The 22,106-nt window shown below is 40.0% G+C and carries 15 protein-coding genes; 5 read left to right on the top strand and 10 right to left on the bottom strand.

Annotated elements, in window-relative coordinates; genetic code table 11:
• Positions 1-147 precede the first annotated feature (147 nt).
• The 3 genes from pta (at position 148) to IQ264_RS06745 (ending at position 4,573) form a co-directional block, all read left to right on the top strand.
• On the top strand, positions 148-2,238 hold the full coding sequence (gene pta, locus IQ264_RS06755; protein WP_193979853.1) for a phosphate acetyltransferase: 2,091 nt from the start codon (positions 148-150) through the stop codon (positions 2,236-2,238).
• A gap of 336 nt (positions 2,239-2,574) precedes the next feature.
• Positions 2,575-3,366 (top strand): DUF3891 family protein, encoded by a 792-nt coding sequence (locus IQ264_RS06750; RefSeq protein WP_193979851.1) that lies wholly within the window; start codon positions 2,575-2,577, stop codon positions 3,364-3,366.
• 112 nt (positions 3,367-3,478) lie between these two features.
• Positions 3,479-4,573, top strand: coding sequence for a DUF362 domain-containing protein (locus tag IQ264_RS06745; RefSeq protein ID WP_193979849.1), 1,095 nt, complete (start codon positions 3,479-3,481; stop codon positions 4,571-4,573).
• 181 nt (positions 4,574-4,754) lie between these two features.
• Here IQ264_RS06745 and IQ264_RS06740 read toward each other — a convergent pair whose 3' ends face one another.
• Together IQ264_RS06740 and IQ264_RS06735 are read right to left on the bottom strand one after the other, a co-directional pair.
• Positions 4,755-6,530 carry an alpha/beta hydrolase gene (locus IQ264_RS06740; protein ID WP_193979847.1) on the bottom strand — a complete coding sequence of 592 codons (1,776 nt, stop codon included), beginning with the start codon at positions 6,528-6,530 and terminating at the stop codon, positions 4,755-4,757.
• Between the two features lie 92 nt (positions 6,531-6,622).
• Positions 6,623-6,811 (bottom strand): hypothetical protein, encoded by a 189-nt coding sequence (locus IQ264_RS06735; protein WP_193979845.1) that lies wholly within the window; start codon positions 6,809-6,811, stop codon positions 6,623-6,625.
• 16 nt (positions 6,812-6,827) lie between these two features.
• On the opposite strand from IQ264_RS06735, the gene IQ264_RS06730 reads away from it, so the two are divergent.
• A complete protein-coding gene (locus IQ264_RS06730; RefSeq protein ID WP_193979843.1) occupies positions 6,828-7,814 on the top strand; it encodes a tetratricopeptide repeat protein in 987 nt (328 codons plus the stop codon).
• A 75-nt stretch (positions 7,815-7,889) separates the two neighbouring features.
• Here the strand turns inward: IQ264_RS06730 and IQ264_RS06725 are convergent, their stop codons facing one another.
• The 8 genes from IQ264_RS06725 to minC all read right to left on the bottom strand — a co-directional run bounded on the left by IQ264_RS06725 (position 7,890) and on the right by minC (position 17,186).
• Positions 7,890-8,633 carry a DUF928 domain-containing protein gene (locus IQ264_RS06725; RefSeq protein WP_193979841.1) on the bottom strand — a complete coding sequence of 248 codons (744 nt, stop codon included), beginning with the start codon at positions 8,631-8,633 and terminating at the stop codon, positions 7,890-7,892.
• A 1-nt stretch (position 8,634) separates the two neighbouring features.
• Positions 8,635-11,118: a CHASE2 domain-containing protein gene (locus tag IQ264_RS06720; protein ID WP_193979839.1), complete on the bottom strand. Its 2,484-nt coding sequence runs from the start codon at positions 11,116-11,118 to the stop codon at positions 8,635-8,637.
• Positions 11,119-11,170: 52 nt separating this feature from the next.
• Positions 11,171-12,520 (bottom strand): DUF1822 family protein, encoded by a 1,350-nt coding sequence (locus IQ264_RS06715; RefSeq protein ID WP_193979838.1) that lies wholly within the window; start codon positions 12,518-12,520, stop codon positions 11,171-11,173.
• Positions 12,521-12,566: 46 nt separating this feature from the next.
• Entirely contained in the window at positions 12,567-13,949 is a 1,383-nt protein-coding gene (locus tag IQ264_RS06710) for a hypothetical protein (protein WP_193979836.1), read from the bottom strand.
• A gap of 119 nt (positions 13,950-14,068) precedes the next feature.
• Positions 14,069-14,944, bottom strand: a complete 876-nt coding sequence (locus IQ264_RS06705) for a sugar phosphate nucleotidyltransferase (RefSeq protein WP_193979834.1) — start codon at positions 14,942-14,944, stop codon at positions 14,069-14,071.
• 24 nt (positions 14,945-14,968) lie between these two features.
• A complete protein-coding gene (minE, locus tag IQ264_RS06700; RefSeq protein WP_193979832.1) occupies positions 14,969-15,403 on the bottom strand; it encodes a cell division topological specificity factor MinE in 435 nt (144 codons plus the stop codon).
• A 143-nt stretch (positions 15,404-15,546) separates the two neighbouring features.
• Positions 15,547-16,347: a septum site-determining protein MinD gene (gene minD / locus IQ264_RS06695; protein WP_193979830.1), complete on the bottom strand. Its 801-nt coding sequence runs from the start codon at positions 16,345-16,347 to the stop codon at positions 15,547-15,549.
• Between the two features lie 68 nt (positions 16,348-16,415).
• Complete coding sequence (gene minC / locus IQ264_RS06690) at positions 16,416-17,186, bottom strand: septum site-determining protein MinC (RefSeq protein ID WP_413470336.1); 771 nt, start codon at positions 17,184-17,186, stop codon at positions 16,416-16,418.
• 436 nt (positions 17,187-17,622) lie between these two features.
• Between minC and IQ264_RS06685 the strand changes: the two genes are divergently transcribed.
• On the top strand, positions 17,623-22,106 hold a 4,484-nt coding region (locus tag IQ264_RS06685; protein WP_193979826.1), incomplete at its 3' end, for a PAS domain S-box protein.

The following is a 22,106-nucleotide window of genomic DNA, read 5'->3' as shown; positions in this document are numbered from 1 at the left end:
GATTACCCTAATTGTTGGCTTGACGACACTTTACTCGCCTGGTAATTAATACAATGCCTTCTGATTCCTGAAAAAACCTTGATTTATTATCAGGAGTAGGGACTAACAACTAAGGAAGATCAGAAGATAGTTATTAAATAAACTCAGATGAGCCAAAATTTATATATCGCAGCAATTGAAGCAGGCAGTGGTAAATCGCTTGTCCTGCTAGGACTGATGGAATTGTTATCAAAGCGTATCCACAAACTTGGTTTTTTCCGTCCAGTAATTCATGCAGGGCAAAAACCAGATAACGATATCAACTTGATCCGTCAGCGTTACCATCTAGAAATTGATTACGAATCTCAGTACGGACTAACACATGAACAAGCGCGAGATTTAGTTGCTGATGGGCATTATGATGAACTGATCAAACAGGTAATTGAAAAATACAAAGCTTTAGAAAAAAATTGCGATTTTATCCTGTGTGAAGGGATTGATTCGACAGAAATTGATCCGGCATTTGTGGATAATTTTGACACGCGCATTGCTAATCATTTAGCCGCCCCAGTATTAATTGTGGCAAATGGACAAGGTAAAACTCCAGAGGATGTAGTTAATGCAGTTCGTACCGAACGTGAAGCTTTTATGGAAGAGGGATGTACAATTGCCGCTACAATGGTCAATTTAGTAAATCCTGAGCGATTAGAAGCGGTTACTCAACAGTTAGAAAATCTCTGGATTTATGAAGACCCTGTATTTATTATTCCCGAAAAAGAAACTTTAGGTAAACCAACAGTTAGAGAAATTGCTCAAGCAATTAATGGAAAACTAGTATATGGTTCAGACAACCAACTAAATCGGGAAGTTTTAAGCTATAAAGTAGCGGCAATGCAGTTACCAAACTTTCTCGATCATGTGCGAGAAGGTGGCTTAATTATTACGGCAGGCGATCGCGCTGATGTAATATTAGGATGTTTGGCTGCTACCTTCTCAGTAAATTATGCTAAAATAGCGGGAATGATTTTAACTGGGGGTTTTGATATGGCTCCCCAAGTTAAGAAATTGTTGGAAGGTTTCCGCAAATTTAATACTCCAATTTTTGGTGTCGAAACTGATACTTACGAAACCGCTAAATTGGTTAGTTTAGTTCATGCAGAAATTACCCCTGATAACCAAAATAAAATCGCTTCTGCCTTGGGATTGTTTGAATCTCATGTAGATTTAACCAAACTAGAAAAACGCATTTCAGTGACTCGTTCTACTCGAATTACACCGATTATGTTTGAGTATGAATTGATTGAGCGTGCCAAGGCGAAAAAGCAACATATTGTGTTTCCTGAAGGTGCAGAAGATCGAATTTTACGGGCAGCAGAAATTCTCTTACGCCGCCGAGTTGTAGATGTTACTCTATTAGGAAATGAACAGGAGATAAAAGAAAAAATCTCTCTTTTGGGGTTAAATTTGAATCCGGTAAATATCCTCGATCCTTTGCTCTCTGAGTGGCAAGATGACTACGTACAAACTTATTTAGAATTACGAAAGCACAAAGGAATTACTGAAGAAATTGCCAGAGATGCCATGCACGACTTTAGTTATTTTGGCACAATGATGGTGTACAAAGGAGCCGCAGATGGCATGGTATCTGGTGCTGTTCATACAACTGCCCATACAATTCGTCCGGCATTAGAGTTTATTAAGACTGTTCCAGGTTGTTCGATCGTTTCTAGCGTATTTTTAATGTGTTTAGCAGATCAAGTTTTAGTCTATGGAGATTGCGCGGTCAATCCTAATCCTTCGCCTGAACAATTAGCAGATATTGCTATTAGTTCGGCAACTACCGCCCAAACTTTTGGTATTGAACCTTTTGTGGCAATGTTATCTTATTCTACAGGTGATTCTGGTCACGGAGCAGATGTAGATAAAGTTAAACAAGCTACTTGTATTGCCAGAGAAAAACGCCCCGATTTAAAAATAGAAGGGCCGATTCAATATGATGCCGCAATTGATAGTTCAGTAGCAAAAACAAAATTGCCAAGTAGTGAAGTTGCGGGACACGCAACGGTATTTATTTTCCCTGATTTAAACACCGGAAACAATACTTATAAAGCTGTACAACGATCGGCAAATGCAGTAGCGATCGGCCCTGTTTTACAAGGTTTGAAAAAACCTGTAAATGACTTAAGTCGCGGTTGTACTGTCACCGATATTGTTAACACAGTAGCGATTACTGCTATTCAAGCACAAACAAAAGTTTAAATTGTCCGTTGTTCCCACTTCAGTGGGAATCGCGCTAAAGCGCCGACAACAAACCCAATTGTCCGTTGTTCCCACTTCAGTGGGAATCGCGCTAAAGCGCTTACAACAAACCCAATTGTCCGTTGTTCCTACTTCAGTAGGAAATCGCGCTAAAGCGCCGACAACAAACCCAATTGTCCGTTGTTCCCACTTCAGTGGGAATCGCGCTAAAGCGCTTACAACAAACCCAATTGTCCGTTGTTCCTACTTCAGTAAGAAATCGCGCTAAAGCGCTTACAACAGACCAAAAATCCATAAAATCGATAGGATATTAATATGCACAAAATCGAGTAATTTATGCTACTGCGTTTATCATCGCCAGAGGAAGTTATTTGTATTACCCAACCCCACCATGCTTGGATTTCAGGACAATTAGCAAGGATGTGGGGTAACGAACAATTTGGTCAAGTTTTTCCTAATCAACCAGTTTGTTTAGCTGCGGAACAACATGATATTGGTTGGTTAAGTTGGGAACAAGCACCAACATTAAATCCCCAAACAGGTTATCCTCATTCTTTCTCTGAATTGGCAACGAAAAATCATATTAAAATTTGGTCAACTGCCAGCAATTTAGCTCTACCTTGGGGTAGATATGTGGCGTTACTTATTTCGCTACACGGTACTCGTTTATATGAACGCTTTCGCGGTTGGGAAAATTTCCCAGAAACAAAAGAATTAGTCGAAAATTTCCTGAAAGATGAGTATGCTTTTCAGGAAGAATTGATTAGTAAATTGCAAGAAGACATCTATCATTCGCCATATATTACACCAGAAGTAGTTAAACGTAATCAAAAATTAGTAGCTGTTTGGGATGCACTTTCTTTAATTATTTGTCATGGTTTTACTGGTGAGAAAATAGTTGAAAATGTACCTACTGCTAATGGGGAAATTACGTTAACTTTAAAGAATAAAGAAAATCATCCTTTAGAAATATCTGTGTCTCCTTGGCCGTTTCGCGAAAGTCAGGTAAACTTGGTTTTAGAGGGAAGGTTGCTTCAGCAAAAATTCACTGATGAAAGGGCGATGCAAAAAGCTTTAAGTCAGGCATCGGGAGTCACAATTAATACTACTTTATTACCGGAGAATTAAGAAAAATTTCACCACAAATATCCACAGATAAACACAGATGTAATTGTTGTCTTTGAAATGGGTAGTTATAATCTGATTTAGGGCAAGTTTGTTCGATCGCACTAACAAAGTTATGACACATTCCAAACGCTTTTCTAAGTACAAAAGACGGCAAATTTTACGTTTTGCTGGATTAGCAGCAGGCGCGTCAATATTACCAGTTGCTTGTCGCGCAGCTACTTCACCGAATGCAGAAAATATTGCACCTAAACAACTTGCTACTCCCACAACTGAGTATAGTACTGTTGCTCAATCTACTCGACAAAATGTTAGTAAAGTTGTGTTAGTTCGCAGTGACGATCGAGTTGCTGGTACTTTAAAAGCTTTAGATTTACTTCAGCCTCAAGGAATTTCTGGGCAAACAATTTTCCTCAAACCTAATTATAATACCGCCGATCCTGCCCCGGCTGCTACTGATACCAAAATGTTGGAAGCTTTGGTGAAAGAGTTACAAAGTGCAGGGGGGAAACAGATTACAATAGGCGATCGATCTGGCATGGCAGAAACGCGCCAAGCAATGCAGAAAAAAGGCGTGTTTCAATTAGCAGAACGTTATGGATTAAAAACCATTGTTTTTGATGAATTATCTGCCGCAGATTGGCAGAGTTTTCCCGCAGCAGGTACGCATTGGAAACAGGGGTTTGCTTTTGCCCGTCCAATTTTAAATTCTGGGGCAATTATTAATACTTGTTGTTTAAAAACCCATCGTTTTGGCGGTCATTTCACATTATCATTAAAAAACACTGTGGGGATGGTGGCGAAATATGTTCCTGGAAATTCTTACAATTACATGAGTGAATTGCACAACTCACCGCACCAAAGATTAATGATAGCGGAAATTAACAAAGCTTACCAAGCAAAACTTGTTTTACTCGATGGTGTAGAAGCCCTTGTCAATGGGGGGCCTGATACTGGAAAATTAGTTAAATCTGGGGTGATTTTGGCAGGGATCGATCGTGTAGCTGTTGATGTAGTTGCAGTGGGAATTTTGCGTTCATTAGGAACAACCGAGGCAGTTTCTCGCGGTTCCGTTTGGCAATTAGAACAAATTAAAAGAGCAGTAGAATTAGGTTTAGGTGCGGGAAATTCCGAGCAAATTGAAATAATTACAGCCGATAATTCGAGTCAGAAAATGGCTGATGAAATTCGTAAATTGATTGTCGCTTGAATGGGAGATTATACCAAATATGGGTTAGCTACCCCCGTTATGATGGGGAGAAGATTCATGGGTGGCGAGTGTAGAAATAAAAACAACCTTTCAAGGTGAAAGTCAGAAGAAACATAACAATTCAATGATATAGCAGAATCCAGACTCCCGACTTATTCAAGAAGTCGGAAGTCTCGAAGGTTTACCTATTGGGATTATTTTTTGGCTTCACAGTATTACTTGAATTATTGTTTAATGCTTCGGTTAATTGCTCTGCTGTAAGCTTTTCTACAAGGCTTAAATTGAATGGTAATTGACTAATTGTTCTAGCGTAATTAGCACTCAAAAATGGTTGAAATTCAGGCTGATTAGTGAGATAAGTTTTGAAAAAAGCTACACTTAACGCATTCAGATAAGGACGGGCTAAAGCGGGATCTGGCCCGACTAATTCGCGCGGGAATGGCGGTAAAGCACTGTTATCTTCTTCACGACCTCCTAATAGAGAAAAGTGGCTAGCATTTTCGATTACAACTAAATATTTATTGGGTGTTGTTAGCCAGGTGAAGGGGGCTATTTGTTCGGGGAAAGCGGGAGTGAAAATGTCAGCAGAACCAGCAACAAACATCACTGGAATTTGAATTTGGCCTAGTCCTGTTTCACCGAAAATACTACTCGTTAAAGGGTTAATAGCAATTACCGCTTTGATTCGATCGTCTCGTAATTCGTAATTGGCAGGAGTTAGCCGAGAAATTTCACATTGAACTAACAACGACAAGTTGAAAATTTGATTATTTAAGCAATCTTTCCTTAATAAGTCAAAGTTAATTTTTGCTCCGGCTAAAGCTAAACTGGTATAACCACCAATCGATTGACCAATTACCCCGACTTGTTGTAAGTTTAATCGCCCTTTGAGTGCTGGTTCTGTTTGTTCGCGGCGTTGCAGTTCATCTAATACATATTTAATTTCTAGTGGTCGGTAGATTAATTCTTGGGGTTGGGGAGAATCAGCTAAACCAGTGAAGAAATCTTGGAATCTTTTTAAGCTGTCGCCTTGGTGTTCCATGACAACGATCGCAAATCCGTAAGATGCCAAATGTGTAGCTAAAAGTGATAAAGTATTGCGATTTCCCGCTGCACCATGACTAATCACAATTACATTAGCTGGGGTGTTAGTTTTGGGTAGGTAAAGATCGACCATTAAAGGACGATTTCTTTCGGTGTCGTTGATGGTGAGAGTTTCTTGTTGCCAAGTGAAAGATCCTGGTCGGCGTAAGTCTGGAAGTTGGCTAAAACTAAAGCTGGAATTGGCAGATGCTTCGGCTATTGATGTTTGTTGAATTAGCTTAATGCTGGCTTCTGTATTGCGGAGAATTTTTTCAAATTCGCCAATGATTTGTAAACCTTGAGTTAAGTCTACACGGACAATGCGATCGGGAAACCTGCGTAACATATTTAGTAAGTTTAAACCTTCAGGATCGCCAGCCGCAGCAATAAAAGCAGTTCGCAAGGAATTCGCCCCATTTTGTCCTTGTTCTGTTTGTAAAACTCTTCCTAATCTTTCTAATACCGTTTGTCCTAATTGAGCTTTAGTAAATTGGGAAATTACAGTGGGATTAGCTTCAAAACGCCTTTGCATAATTTCCCGCAAGTCAGTTAAGTTTTTGGGATCGATTTGACCAATGTATGAAGACAATTCTTCTGTGACTTTACCTTCCTTAACTAAGGCTTCCAATGATTCAACGGAAAGGGAAAATTGTATTGGGCCATAAACGACAGCGATTCGTTCTGCGCTTCTTGCGGGAATTGTGGTCAAAATTGCGGAAAGTAGCCAAAATCCCAATCCAGCGACGGCGACACTAGAGATGATTGGCACTTGTATTCCTTCTGCCTTCTGTCTTCTCGTAGGAAAAAATGGGGCAAAAATCTGGCTGAATTTCCTGGGACTGATAGCAAGAGCGTTAAATTTTGCAGTATTCATAGAGTAAATCGTGAAATAACATAAAAAACCAGAAATATGTCTCCTTAATGGAGTTTTATCACACCAGCCTGTGGGATAATCATGTCGATCAGTTATGGTCGATCGCTAAACTGAGGTAATTTTAAGGTCACTATACCAACATAATGATTGATATCTTTACCTTGTCGCTTGACTCCAATATTGTCTGTAATGACGGACAACATTGGTTTTGGAGTAAAATCCAGAAGCTTAGAAGCTCTAGTATATAAAGTTTGCGGAAAGTTAGGAGTTAAGTAAATCACAGGTTTTATTCAGGTTATGTATCACCAAACAAATTCATTCGGCACACCTGATAATCAAGAAAATCATCGTCAAGATAACGCGATTGCTGCTGATAAAAGTCAGTGGTTTGTCCGCTTGGAAGTGCGAGATTACAATGCTGAACTAAAATATTATCATCAGATATTAGAGAACGATCCGGATAATGTTGCGGCTCTTTATCAACTTGGTACTGCTCATTTAGCATTAGAAAACTATACAGCTGCGATCGCAAATTACGATCGAGTAATTGCATTAGAACCGAATAATGCTGGTGCTTATCATAACCGAGGTAATGCTCATACTGCATTGAGTGATTATGAGGCAGCATTGGCTGATTATAACCGGGCAATTGAGCTTGAGCAAAATGATGCAGTATTTTACAACAGTCGGGGTGCTGTGCTTTCTTATTTGGGAGATTTAGCTGAAGCGATCGCTTCTTTTGATGAATCTTTGCGGCGCAATCCTCTTTATTCTTCGGCTTATAACAATCGAGGGAATGCCAATGCTAAACAAGGTAATTTTGAGAGTGCGATCGCAGATTACAACAAAGCTATAGAAATTAATCCAGAAGATGGTTCGGCTTTTCTAAATCGGGGTATTAGTCAATATCAATTGGGCAAACAATTATTAGCAATTGCAGATTTTACTCACTGTTTGAAACTAAATCCTAAGTATGGAAAAGCTTACAAAAATCGCGGCATTGTCCGGGCAGAAATGACTGATTGTGAAGCTGCGATCGCTGATTACAATCAAGCAATTAAACTCAATCCGGCTGATGCTAATGCTTATTATCATCGCGGTCTTGCTAGCTGCGCTTTCGATCATCCCTTAGCTTATCAAGCAGCAATTGAAGACTTTACACAAGCTGCACAAATCTACGATCAACAAGGACAATTTGATGAATATGAAATGGTAATGGATATTCGCGAAGAGTTATTAGCTTGGATTCAGGGAATTGAGGAAGTTTTAGATAGTTATTCCTGAAAATACTTGCTGTAGAGACGTTTCATGAAACGTCTCTACAATTATCAAAAAAAGGTTGTTAATCTGGATTGGGAATCAAATGCTTCTTCCACATAGTCGATTAGTAATTTCTTGGGCAGTTTTAGTTAATGCAGCAGAGGGATTTTCTACTAAATAAATCTCTCGTAAAGCATCTGACCAAAGGCGTTTTGCGCCAAAATATTCAGCTTTGGCGACAGCAATTTGTTCGGGAGTAGCGTTTTGTTGTTTGAGCGATTTTTCTATTTCTGCTAACTCAGCTGCAATTTCTTGACGCTCGGTTTCACCCATAATACGAAATATAAAACTGACGTAATCATTAGCAGAATTATATAAAGACCATTGGTAAGTTTGACCAATTTCTAATGGTGTTGCTTCATAGATAATTTTTGATTCTCCGGGGGGCACTTTTTGTTCCCATACAGTTTGCTCTGAACCGGGACGACGTAATTCTACTCGTTGAATGTTTCCTCCTTGCCAAAGGAACAAAGGTCGATCGCTAAAAGTATCATTTATCCCTACTATTCCCGGAGAAAGTGGACATACTCTCACTCCACGAACTGAAAGCGTTTCCTCTTTTTTCGCTTGGTTTACTAAGTCCTGATACAAATCACTACCACCCGGAATAGGTGGGCGCGGAGGTCGTCTTCTTTGTGCTAAAAGTAGATTTTGTAAAGGTTTTTTCTCTTGCCTAAATAGAACAGAATCAGCACTATAAACTTGCCCAATTATAGTAAATAAACTGGTGATTAATGTTCCTAAAGTTAGCAATATAATTAACAATTTTTTCTGGTTAATCATGCTAATTCTTCCTCACAAATATTGGTATAGCATAAGTAAAAAATGTCACCGATGGTAGTAACCAAGGTAACAAAATTCCGCTGGTTACATAAGTTTGTAAACTAATTATTCCATATCCAGACAATGCACTAATAACTAAAATTATCCACTGCTTTTTCTCTGATGTCAAAGTGTTTTTACCAAGTGATTTTTTATGCTTTTCCTGCTGACGATGACGGTTATTTAAAGTTATCAGGGTAAATTTACCCAACAATCCCGCAATTCCGATCATCCACAAATCAGGAATAGGAATAATCATACTATTGTTGAGGTGATGATGCACCATGTAAGCATGGATTTCTGCACCTGTAAATTCTCGCCGTTGATTTAAGCAATCGTTATCTATGCGCCAATAACAAATTGCGGCTGGTTTAGAAAAAAAGTCTAATCCAGATACTGCAACTCCCGCTTCTTTGTAACCTCCTGGTGCAATGATTACTACTTGTTTTTGCAGGTGACTTTTTTGGGAAGTGCTAATTTGATTATTGAGTAATTGCCATGCAGGAATGCGATCGTACACCTGTTCTGGAGGAATTGAATAATCTATGACAGGATGCAACCACATTTGACCGAAAATATAAGAGAATTCGGTAAGTGGTTGCAGATAGGATCTAGCGGAAAATAAGCTATTATTTTTTAATTTGAGAGATTCTTGAATCTGAATTAAAAATTCTTGCTGACTTTGTAATTGTGGTTGAGGAACATTATTCTTATTTTTAAAGTTTAACTGATAAGCGATCGCTAATAAATATGAAAAAGGCAAAGCATGAGGGTCATTAATTTCTGGAGTGGCGAGTTGCATAAATCCGCCGATTAAATTCATTTCCCCTTGTAAACTCCAATTCGGGCTAACTATTTCTGGTAAAGGTTTCAATCTTTCGCCATTTATTCCTTCATTTGTTACAGAAATAATCCAACTTGGTTTAGGTTTTTGAACGGCGTTAATCAGAGATTGAGCTAATCTTTTATCTCTACTTTCTATTTCACTAGGACGATGTAATAAATAATCAATACCGATAACTTTTGCGTCTAATTCTGAGAGTTTATCTACTAACTTTGCCAGATAGTGTCGTGGCATAGGTTTAGGGTTAGAAATATCTTTTTCTAGCCTTATAGATTTTTCATCAATTTGGACTAATAAGGTGGGAGGTGGGGTTGTTTGAACGGGAATTTGATTAGTGATTTCGCGATAAACAGCTTGGGTAAGTATGCGGAGATCTAATAAGTAGTCTTGCAGTGGTATGTATAAACTGGCGGCTGTTAATATGGAAAGTACGATCGCTTCATTTCGAGTTGGTAAAAGTTGCTTTAATTTTTGGCTAATGCTGTTTGGTTGTAACTGAAATAACTCAGCATTGGGATGTCCAAATATAGAAGGAATTAGGTAAGCAGAGGGATATTTCAGTTTTTCTTGCTGGAGATATTCGTTAGCAAAGAACATAGCTTCATAAACGTTTTTAAAGTTGTTTAAACTTAGTAAAAACCGCAGAAAAAATTCTTCTGCTACTTGGTTATGAATTTGTTCCCGCATAATTATTACTTGACTTAATCCCAAGTTAATTAAGGAAGCTGCAATATTTAAACCGCAACAAGAATTAAAGATCGCAAATTGCAAACCCCGTTGTTTAGCTTGGGTTAAGTAAGGGGAAATTTCGCTAATTGTTAAATGAACATTGGGCGCGATCGCAATTTTTCCTCCTGTAATTTCCGCTTCGTTACTATGCCCCAAAAAACATAATAAATCCCAACCTTGGGGATCTGCGATCGCCTGACAAACATTTTGGCGAATTATATATTCTTCCTGTTCTGGTTGCCAACCAACAAACTTAATTTCTGTGAAGCGAGAGAGAGATTTTAAAGCGGCTAATTCTGTTTGAAAATGCAATCCAGTATCATCACCAACAATTACCAAAATTCTACTTTTTTGTCGCAGTTTTTGGCGAATTTCTGAGAAGTTTTCCTCGCGAATTTGGGGTGGAGTACGAATAATATTAACTTGGCTTTTTTGTGCCAAATTAGTGCAAATTTCCCACGCTTCCCAAGGTAAACGTTCTAATTCTAGTTGATAGCAAGTAAGTAAAATAGTAGTGGTTACAGTAGCAATATTCGCTGAATTACTCATCATAATTTTCTGGCGAATCTCGAATAATTCAGCACTACGTAACCAATGATTAAATGCTTGCAAAAATTCCGTTTCTGCTTCGATTAATTTATTGTGCCAATCAACTTTTGGCATGACACCGCTACCGCTACTTTGTACTCGTCCCCGCAATGCTGAGTTATAGAAACTGAGGTAAATTCTTTGCCATTCTTGATAAAGTTTTGTTAATGATTCAGGATATTCTAAAGTAGCAAAAAGTTGCTGTCCGTTACCCCAAGATAACTCAAATCTACAGGTGCGATCGATCCGTTCAATTTTCAGTTTGTAAACTGCCTTTGAAATCATTAGATTTTGGATTTTAAATGTTAAATTTGAGGATTATTTGATTTCACCCTTTTTATTGTGGCATTCTAAAAGTGAATGGTGGTAAAGTTACAGATAAAATTTGACCCGTTTCGCGATCGGGCAAACTAACTGTCACCAAAAATCTTTCATCCCAAGCACCAGCAATTTGAATATAAAGATAACTATCAGGACTATTTGGCCCTACTTTGCGTTGGACTAAAATCCCTGTAGAGTCACTTACTCGGAGTTTTAAACCAGTAGGTAAAGTACTGCCATAATTAGCACCTAATATGAGTAATAACATCCATTCAGGGACATTATTTTCCGCTAAAAACGGCCAAGTAACCGCGTATAAATTGAATTGTTGCTCACTTAATTTTATTTTTTGATAAGCACCTCTAGCATGAGTAGGAATGTCTACGCCAAGGTTTAATAAATCAGCAACAATTAATTGAAATTCCTCTGTAGTGCTGCGTAAAGCTGCCGGACTAGTAACGAAAGCTGGCATTAAAATCCAAGCTAAATCCTGGGCTAATTCATCCATTTTATCTTGTAACCAAAGCCCTACATTTAACGCTGGTCTAGTGAGAATTTGCAGTAAACTATCTAAGTTAGTTAAAGCTGACTCGTCTTCGGTTTCTGTTTCAGCAATGGCGGCAAATTCCAAGCTAATAATAGTAGCTAATTGTTCCCAGTTTAAAACTTCCCACAATGGAACATCTGGAGATATTAAGCTGTTTAATAAACTGGAAATTTCGGCTTGAATACTTGCTAATTTTTCTAAGCGCCCGCCTGAAATTTCCGGTAAATTAATTGCTGTAGCTGCTAAACAACGCAAATATAATAATAGTTTTTCTGTCTCATTTTCTATCCACTCACTTGGTATACTATAAGTCCAGTCTAAGTTAGGTTGTAAATTTAATTCAGAAATTAGTTCAGTTAACTTATCGTAACGGATAAAACCTTTAACTATTACCTGATCGTACTCTTCTCTAACACTTACAATTACATAAAAATGGGGAATAAATTCTGGCAAATCAATCGCAACTCTGGGAAGATATATTTCTCGATCGTCCAAAGTACATTGAACTACTAAACAAATTTTAAAATCGCCGATCTCTAAGTTACAAACTCCCGGAATTAAATTAGCAAGTGTAGGATTTAATACAGAACATTTTGCTTTATGAATCGATAATTCAGGAGCACATTCTCTTACCCACTCTACAAATCCAAATAAAGCTAAACTATGCAAATAAATCAGCCATCTTTGGTCTGAATTTTGAACTGAGTTGCTAATTTTTATTGCTGACTCAATGTGTTCTGGTAAAAGTCCGATCGCTTCTGTAGGTACAGTTGTAAAATCTAAACTAAACTCGGTATAATTATTTGGTGAATAGCTCATATTTTCCCCTGAAGTATACTTGTGATTCAATGAAAAACTGGAAAATTTAATTCTGCAAAACTTTTTTTAAATAATGGCAAAGTCTAGCAGCAAATAAGCTTTGTTCCCGCCGATTTGGAGTAGTAGATTCTGCTTCTGCTTCATTAATTAATTGCGTAATTTGTTCATTGAGGGCAACTTCGATTTTTTGTTCTAATTGAGGCAGAAGATCGGGGTCTGTGTAAGCAGTTGCTTTTTGTAAAACACAATCATGTAAGCACTTTAACATTCGCTGACGCACATCGGCACGAAACTCCTTTAATTTGAGTAAACGGCTAACTTGATATTGATATTCTAGTCCGATTAAAGCAGCGATTTCACTCATAGATAATTGCTGACAATGAAACAAATGAATCCCAAAAATAAACTGTTCACTACTGTAGTTTTTTTGTCGGGAAGTGCGATTTAAGCGATCGCTAATTGCTGACTCTATAGACTTGTCTAAACAATTCCGAAAAGCCGTTCTGTATGCAGTTAAAAACTCTATTTCTTCCTCATCTTGACTACTATTTCCTAAATCAACATTTTCTCTATCAGATAAAGGTTCAGTTTTAGCCATACCTCCTCGGATGTAGATCCGATATTCTCGTAATTTATCTGCCATCTTGCGGAGTTGATTCACCACTTGTTCAGATGGTAACTGTATACCAGATTTAGCCTGAAAATATGAGATCATCTCCTCAATTTGGGGACTTGTGGGTGGTAAACATTGTCCACCATTTCCTCCTGTTTGCCGTAACTTTAATCTATCTCGACGATAAACAGCATGATAAGTTTCCAAAAGTAAACTAAACTGTTTAATTTCCCCAGGTGTTAAATGATGAAACTCCAAAAAAATTCGCTGTAATTGTTTGATGTTAGTGTCATTTAAAATCGCCCAATCACTTACTAAATAAACACCATGTTGTAATAAAAAAGCATTCAATTCTCGATGATGTTTGACTAATCTAGCGATCCAACTATTAAAACTCCCCTTGTGACAATCAAAAGTTTCTAAGATTTCCGTCGCCAAAGATTTGTACTGAAAATTTTGCGCCTCAGCTTTAGTTTTGAGTTGCTTAGGGTAAACGTCATCTAAAACGAAAGAAAATAAATCGCAGCGCGTAAAACCATGATTTTTGCCAAACAATTCTTCTAGTTGCAGGCAAATTTGATCGATTTTGTTAGAAATAAAACAGCGCAAACAACTTTCCGCTAACGCAGATCGATCGCTTTCATGCAGCAAGTGTAACAGACGATTTTGAATTGTGCGATCGTCCATTTCTGCTTGACTTAACCATGCTGAAAATTCGGTTTGAAAAAACACCTTAGCAGACTCAATCTCTTCGACTTTGCGCCTACCTGTGGCATCAAGTCTCACCAATCTCCAGTATTTTGATGCAACTACCATAATTGCTTCATTTAGTCCACATTGACTGATAATTACAATTGTGTCACCTCATTTGTAAATTATTGACAACTAGCACTACTAATCTTAGATATATCTGACCTATTTGCGCCTATGCAGTTTCAGAATAATTCAGAAAAATTAATAACTGTACTTCGGAAATTTGCTGGCGTACCCACATCAAAAAAGTTACCTGCAACTTCACAAGCAAAACCACCATCTTTATTAATCCAAGTTTGCAATGCTGCCGAAAGATCCAATTCTTTGGAAGATTGCTGTTGTTTAGCATTTTCTAAATACTCCATGAACTGACCTGGAAGTAAATAAATTCCAAAGATACAAAAGTATTGTGGTGGATTTCCTGGAATGCGAAGCGTAGCTGTTTCTGTATTTAAAGAAGGTTTTTCTCGCATATCAGTTAATTCGTAAATATTAGTTTGGTTAGGAATTGCCCGCACTCCCACAACACCATATTGATGAATTTCTGATTCATTGCGCCGACAGACTCCTAATACACCTTTGCCAAATTCTACTCCGACACTCAACACTTGTTGCACGCAGGAAATCGGAGAATTCGATCGATAAAGGTGATCTCCCAAAAGTAAGACAAAACTTTGAGAACCAACTATTTCTTTTGCTTGCAATACTGCATCACCAAAACCAGCAGGTTCTTGTTGATAAACGTACCGCAAACGATCGCCTAAATCCTTTAACTCATTCCAAGCATTTAAAATCCGTTCTCCCCCAACAGTTTCTATATTTTCTATTGGTGGTTCTGTAAAATACCGAGTAACTAATTCCCCATCACGAGGAGATAATATTAATATTATTTCTTCCACACCACTATCTAAAGCTTCCCGCACAATCCAATCTACAGCTGGACGCAATGTACCATCTTTTCCCGGAATTGGTAACAATGCTTTAGGCACAACTTTAGTTGCTGGATATAAACGAGAAGCAAGTCCTGCTAAAGGAATAACAGCGTATCTGGGTTTCATAATTAATTTGTGATTAGTTATTGATTAATTGTCATTTTCTGTTTGAATTTCTTTAACTTCATTTTCTATTTTCTCTTCATTTTCTGTTTGAATTTCTTTAACTTCATTTTCTATTTTCTCTTCATTTTCTAGTTGAATTTCTTTAACTTCATTTTCTAGGTTCTCTTCATTTTCCACTTGCTCTGATTTCTCTTCATTTTTAACGCGGCGAATTGGTAAATTAGCAATTAAAGCTGAAGATCTTTCGTTATTTTCAATAGAAAACACCAACTCTTCGGTATCAAGTTCAACATAACGAGAAATTACTTCTACAATCTCTTTTCGCATTTCTTCTAAATCTTGGGGAGAAAGTCCTGTGCGATCGTGTCCCAAGACTAATTTTAATCGCCGCTTCACCTGATCGCGACTATTATTATCACTTTTCCATGAAAATAATTTTTCCAGAAACTCATTGAACATAATACTTTACCCAAAAGAGAATAAAATCAGATATTCTTAGATTTTTAAAGTAAGAATTATTCAAAAGCATAAAAAAGCTATTATCTGAATGCTGAATCCCTTAGAGAGACAAGAAAAACAGAAGCTAATAATTTAGATTAGCTCTATTTTTTGCGAAAAAAGCGACTCATCCGTTCCCATAAACCCTCTGGTGGAGTTTCCAAAGTTAGGAAAGGCACTTTTTCTCCTTCTAATCGACGGGCAATATTGTTATAAGCGATCGCCGCCAGCGAATTACTCCCAGCTAAAACCAATGGTTCCCCTTTGTTTGTCGAAACAATTACCCTCTCATCATCCGGGACAATTCCTAATATGGGAATCGCTAAAATTTCCTGTACATCTTGCACAGACATCATATTATTTGCCTGTACCATTGCCGGACGAATGCGGTTCACAATTAAATGAATTTTCTTGATACTATGGGCTTCTAAAAGACCAATTACTCTGTCAGCATCTCGCACAGCAGAAATTTCCGGCGTAGTTACAATCACCGCTTCTTTTGCTGCAATAATTGCATTTTTAAACCCCATTTCAATTCCCGCCGGACAGTCAATCAGCACATAATCATACTGCTGCGCCAAATCTGTAACTAACTGCTTCATTTGGTCAGTATTTACAGCATCTTTAGTGCGATTTTGTGCTGCCGGAAGTAACGCTAAATTTGGTTGACGCTTATCTTTTACCAAAGCATCTTCCAGCGTACATTCACCCGACATTACATCTAAAGCCGTGTAAACAATGCGATTTTCCAACCCTAACAATAAATCCAAATTTCGCAGACCAAAATCAGCATCCAAAACCACTATTTTATTTCCGCGAGATGCCAAAGCCATGCCAATATTAGCAGTAGAGGTAGTTTTTCCCACCCCTCCTTTGCCAGAAGTAACAACAATAATTCGCGCCATAATTTAGGTAATAGGTAGTCGGTAGTTGGTAATTGATAATTGGGAAATTCTTCTGCCCTTGGAGATTTTTAAGAAAGATCGGGCCTTTGAAAACCAAGTCCTTTTGCAATGCGAATACCTTCATCAGTTACATAAGCAACCTCTGGGGAAAATTGTGCCGGGGGATTTTCCGGTGCTCTTGCTACAAAATCAGCAATACGGAGTTGAGTTGGTTCCATTTGCAATGCCATAATTAAACACTCGCGCTTACCCCTTGCGCCAGCGTGAACAAAACCGCGCAACCGACCCCAAACTATAATGTCACCATCAGCAATTATGGAACTACCAGGATTAACATCTCCCAACACAATGACAGTTCCGGGGTGACGAATTTCTACCCCTGAACGTAAAGTGGTTTCCAAATAAAGCGGTTCTAAAAAAGGCTGTCCTGGTTTAGTTGATGTGAGCTGATATTGATTAATATAAGCGATCGCAGATTCCTGTTCTACCGAATAACCAGCAGCAGCAGCCGCTACAGCAGTTTGACGGCGATTAGTTTGAACTAATTTCAACACCAGTTTACTTTCCGCCAGCGCCTCAGCAATTTCTTGTAACTGCCGCCCATCTAATAACCAATTTTCCGCAATTAAATGCACCAGAGTATTTGGTTCCCAAAACTTTTCCCCCGCACTTAAACGCTGTTTTAGTTGTAACCAAAGGTCTGACCACACCGCAGGCCCTTCCTTTAGTTCAGTTTGCGGTGGCAAAATTAATAACAGATTTCCTGATTCAGCTTTCAGGTGAACTTGCAACGGAGTAACAGACTCAGCACTAGTTTGAGTCTGAGTAATCGTCTCCATTGCAGTGGGCAGAACTGTTTCCTCTGGAGTTTCAGGAAGCTTTTCCAATGCCGAAGTAATAGAAGAATCAACTGTCATGCGCTCAAGGTTATAGCAGCAACCGATAACTAGATAAGTATAGTAGAACTTGGAGTGTCATTGGTTATTGGTGATTCAATTTAGGACTTTAGATTTAAGTAGGAATCGTGATTTTTTGATAGATTAAAAGGAACTTTAGCAGGACAGACTTCCTTGATGTTGCAATTTTTTCCCTTGCTGTACAAAATCTAATAAAATCTAGAATAAATTAAACCAGTATTCTCGACTAACTCCAGCCAAGACAAGGTTACGCGAAAGATTTTTTCCCTGTTCAGGAGTTCCCTTGCCTCAGCAAAATGTCCCGATGTCTTAACCGATCGCCTAATTTCTGAAAAACCTTGCCGATAGGATCTCTAGTATGTCAACTCACCGAACTGTTCTTATCATTGCTGAATCTGATGAGAGCAATAACGATTACTGGTATCAATTACAGCAACAGGGAAATTTTACATACACAATTATTAAAGAAAAATACGATAACTCAAATCTGGTAACAGCGCAAGTAGAGAAGATTGACGCTATTCTTCTAGAACTCCATTCTTTGCACTTTGGTAACTTGGATGCGCTACGACAACTAAAGGCAGAGATGGGCGATCGCTGTCCGCCAATCGTAGCGATCGGCAGTGATGATGCAGAAGTAGCGGTGCAGGCATTCAGAAATGGGGCAGCGGATTATCTGATCGAAGACCGAATCACCCCTGACAGTCTGCATTTAGCGATCGACAGTGCGATCGGCCTACGACAGGCTAACGCCAACACAAATTCCGAATTGCAACAACAAATTCAACACACTCAGCAACAGTACCAAACTTCTGTCCAACAACAACAGCAACGAACCCAACGACTAATTGACACCGCTCCCATTGGCATTGGTATTGGCTCGCGCAACGGTAAAATGATAGTAATGAACGATACCATGTTGCACCTGCACGGCTACACGCGGGAACAATTTGAGCAACAGGGAATAAACTGGCATGATTTTATTCCACCAGAGTTGACTTTGCAGGCAGAACAGAACTTAGAACAATTGCGGCAACAAGGCTTTATGCCACTAACGGAGATGGAACTGTTGCATCCAAATGGATCGCGGGTTCCCATTTTACTCAGTGCCTGGGAGTGGATGGATAGCACTGATGAGTATATGGTGTTTGCGGTGGATTTAACCCAGCAAAAACAAGCTGAAGCAGCAATTCAAAAATTAAACCGGGATTTGACAAATCGGGTTGTGGAACTGCAAACCTTGTTGGATATTATTCCTGTGGGAATTGCGATCGCCACCGATCCAACCTGCACTCAAATGCAGAATAATGCCTACCTGCGACAATTGTTAGGCATGAGCAACGGCGAAAACATCTCGAAAAGTGCGCCTGCTGATGAACAACCTCCCTATCAAGTCTTCCAAAAGGGACAAGAAATACTTAGCGAAAACTTGCCGATGCAAGTTGCTGCCAGACTAGGTGTAGAGGTGCGAGATGCAGAATTTGAGATTTTGTCGCCTGATGGTACAGTGCGCCAGTTATTATCTTATGCGACTCCCTTACGAGACGACCAGAACGAGATTCGCGGTGCGATCGGAGCCTTTTTAGATATTACAGAACGTAACCAAGCCGCCGCCACGATCAAAGCTAGTCAAAAACGCTATCGAGAATTAGCCGAAGCGATGCCTCAAATGGTGTGGACAGCAGACGCAACAGGGGTACTGAATTATTGGAATCAACGCTGGTATGAGTATACGGGCTTGAGTGAAGCCGAATCGATGGGTTCAGCGGGGCTGAGTGTTGTTCATCCTGACGATCGCGACCGCACCCTTGCCCAATGGAGTCAAGCAACCGCATCTGGGCAAACATTTGAGGCAGAATACCGAATTCGCCGTTGGGATGGCGAGTACCACTGGTTCATCTGTAGAGCTATACCGACACGAGACTCTCACAACCAAATCACAGGTTGGATCGGCACCATTACTAATATTGATGATATAAAGCGCAGTGAAGCACTGGTTCAGCGAAGCGAGCAACAGATTCGGCAACAACTAGCAGAAATTGAAGCTATCTATCAGTCCGCCCCCATTGGCTTGAATGTACTAGATACTGAATTCCGCTTTGTGCGGATCAATCAGCGATTAGCAGAAATCAATGGATTGCCTGTAGAAGCCCATATTGGGCGAACCTTGCGAGAACTGTTCCCCACTCTGGCAGATACTTTAGAACAGATTTTGCGCCCGATTCTGGAAACAGGGGAACCGCTGTTAAATGTAAAAATTCAGGGTGAAACTCCGGCACAACCCGGAGTTAAACGCACTTGGTTGGAACAATTTTTGCCCTTGAAGGAAGGCAATCGCGTAATTGGCATCAGTACAGTTTGTGAAGAAATTACTGAGCGAATTCAAGTAGAAGCAGCTTTGCGCCAGAGTGAAGAACGCTTCCGCCACATGGCAGATCATGCCCCTGTGATGATTTGGGTGACAGATACCAAGGGTAAATGCACTTATCTGAGCAAAAGCTGGTACGAGTTCACGGGGCAAACTGAAGTAATGGGACTGGGGTTTGGGTGGTTAGAGGCGGTGCATCCAGACGATCGCCAACTTTCCAGCGAGATATTCTTAAATGCAAATCAGCGTCGAGAAGCCTTTCAACTAGAATATCGTTTGCGTCGTCAGGATGGTGAATATCGCTCTTGCATTGATGCTGCAAGTCCTTGGTTTGGGGAGGACGGAGAGTTTCAAGGATACATCGGTTCAGTAATTGATATTCACGATCGCAAACAAACTGAGGAACGTTATCGCGCTTTATTTGAGTCGATGAATGAAGGCTTTTGTGTTGTTGAAATGCTGTTTGACAAACAGAACAAGCCTGTTGATTACCGCTTTTTGGAAATGAATCCGCTATTTGAATCCCAAACCGGACTCAAACAAGCACAGGGTAAAACAGCGCGTCAGCTAGTGCCAAATCTAGAAGATCATTGGTTTGAGACTTACGGTAAAGTCGCACTGACAGGCGAACCAGTCCGCTTTGAAAATGGTTCGGAAGTGATGAAGCGCTGGTTTGAGGTTTCCGCTTTTCGCATTGGAAAACCAGAAAGCCGCAAAGTTGCGATTTTGTTTAAAGATATTAGCGATCGCAGACAAATCGAGCTAGAACGTCAACGCAGCGAAGCCATCTTGCAAGCATTTATCGCTGCTTCCCCAATTACTCTAGCTTTGTTCGATCGAGAACTCCGCTTCCTTTATGCCAACGAAGCCCTAGCTAAAACCAATGGACTCCCGTTAAGCGAGCATTGGGGCAGAACCTTGTGGGAAGTCGTGCCGCAAATAGCACCACAGTTTGCCCCGATGTTGCTGCGGATTATGGAAACTCAAGAACCTGTCTTCAATGTGAAATTCAGTGGGGAAATCAGACCCGGTGTGTTTCGTAGTACGATCGCTAATCACTATCCCGTTTGTTTGCCCAATGGTGAAGTGATCGGAGTCGGAGTAGCGGTGATGGATGTTACCGACCTCGCTCTGGCACAACAGGAACTCACGGAAAGCGAAGAACGCTTCCGTACCCTGGCAGACAACATTTCCCAATTGGCTTGGATGGCAGATGAGAGCGGGTGGATCTTTTGGTACAATCAACGCTGGTTTGACTATACAGGCACAACCCTGGAAGAAATGCAAGGTTGGGGCTGGCAGAAAGTCCATCACCCAGCTCATCTGGAACGGGTGCTCAAAAAGTTTTGTCGCTGTATAGAAACAGGTGAACTTTGGGAGGATACCTTCCCATTACGTGGTAAAGATGGAAAGTATCGCTGGTTTCTCTCTCGCGCTGTTCCAGTTCGGGATGAACAGGGCAGAGTCTTGCGCTGGTTTGGCACTAATACAGATATTACCGATATCCAACAAGTAGAGGAAGCCTTACGCTTAAGCAAGGAACGCTATCGCCGTTTGGCAGAATTGATTCCCCAATTGGTTTGGACAGCTAACGCCGAAGGTGTGTTAATAGATGTCAATCAACGCTGGACGGAGTATACCGGGTTAACGCTGGAACAAGTCCAAATCGAGGGGTGGGCAGCGGTTGTTCATCCTGAAGACGTGCCTATTATGAGTCAAAACTGGGCTGAGGCAGTAGAAAAAGGAATTCCCTATCAAGCCGAAGGTCGGATGCGGCGAGCAAATGGAGAGTACCGCTGGCATCTACACCAAGCAATTCCGCAAAAGAATGTGCAAGGTCAAATTAGCAGTTGGTTTGGCACGGCAACTGATATTGAAGACCAAAAACAATTGGAAATTGAACGCGATCGGCTTTTGCAACAAGAACAAGTAGCACGAGAAGCAGCCGAACGCGCCAACAGAATTAAGGATGAATTTTTGGCAGTGTTGTCTCACGAATTGCGATCGCCATTAAACCCAATCTTAGGTTGGGCAAAGTTGTTGCAAACCAGGAAGTTTGACGAGCTTCGCCTCAAGCAAGCCCTCGCCACCATTGAGCGAAATGCTAGATTACAAACTCAATTAATTGACGATTTGCTTGATGTTGCCAAAATCCTACGGGGCAAACTCACTTTAAATGTTTCTTCGGTGAATCTATCCTTTGTAATTGAAGCTGCGATCGATACTGTTAGAACTACTGCTGTAGCAAAATCGATCGCGCTTGTTGCCGTCTTACCAAACATTGGGCAAGTATCGGGCGATCCCACCCGCCTGCAACAAATTATCTGGAATTTACTCTCCAACGCCATCAAATTCACTCCCAATGGTGGGCAAGTAGAGATTTACCTGGAACGAGTCAGGGGTAGAAGAGATGGGGAGATGGGGAGATGGGGAGATGAAGAGAGTAATTCTGTAACTCCCCCCATCCCCCTACC

Source organism: [Phormidium] sp. LEGE 05292 (assembly GCF_015207735.1).
Taxonomy (GTDB): Bacteria; Cyanobacteriota; Cyanobacteriia; order Cyanobacteriales; family Aerosakkonemataceae; genus Floridanema.
This window is presented reverse-complemented; position numbering and strand designations above follow the sequence as displayed.

Bases quoted from the DNA above. Each gene is read 5' to 3' on its own strand.
- pta (WP_193979853.1), top strand. From the start codon at position 148: ATGAGCCAAAATTTATATATCGCAGCAATTGAAGCAGGCAGTGGTAAA.
- IQ264_RS06750 (WP_193979851.1), top strand. From the start codon at position 2,575: ATGCTACTGCGTTTATCATCGCCAGAGGAAGTTATTTGTATTACCCAA.
- IQ264_RS06745 (WP_193979849.1), top strand. From the start codon at position 3,479: ATGACACATTCCAAACGCTTTTCTAAGTACAAAAGACGGCAAATTTTA.
- IQ264_RS06740 (WP_193979847.1), bottom strand. From the start codon at position 6,530: ATGAATACTGCAAAATTTAACGCTCTTGCTATCAGTCCCAGGAAATTC.
- IQ264_RS06730 (WP_193979843.1), top strand. From the start codon at position 6,828: ATGTATCACCAAACAAATTCATTCGGCACACCTGATAATCAAGAAAAT.
- IQ264_RS06725 (WP_193979841.1), bottom strand. From the start codon at position 8,633: ATGATTAACCAGAAAAAATTGTTAATTATATTGCTAACTTTAGGAACA.
- IQ264_RS06720 (WP_193979839.1), bottom strand. From the start codon at position 11,118: ATGATTTCAAAGGCAGTTTACAAACTGAAAATTGAACGGATCGATCGC.
- IQ264_RS06715 (WP_193979838.1), bottom strand. From the start codon at position 12,520: ATGAGCTATTCACCAAATAATTATACCGAGTTTAGTTTAGATTTTACA.
- IQ264_RS06710 (WP_193979836.1), bottom strand. From the start codon at position 13,949: ATGGTAGTTGCATCAAAATACTGGAGATTGGTGAGACTTGATGCCACA.
- IQ264_RS06705 (WP_193979834.1), bottom strand. From the start codon at position 14,944: ATGAAACCCAGATACGCTGTTATTCCTTTAGCAGGACTTGCTTCTCGT.
- minE (WP_193979832.1), bottom strand. From the start codon at position 15,403: ATGTTCAATGAGTTTCTGGAAAAATTATTTTCATGGAAAAGTGATAAT.
- minD (WP_193979830.1), bottom strand. From the start codon at position 16,347: ATGGCGCGAATTATTGTTGTTACTTCTGGCAAAGGAGGGGTGGGAAAA.
- minC (WP_413470336.1), bottom strand. From the start codon at position 17,186: ATGGAGACGATTACTCAGACTCAAACTAGTGCTGAGTCTGTTACTCCG.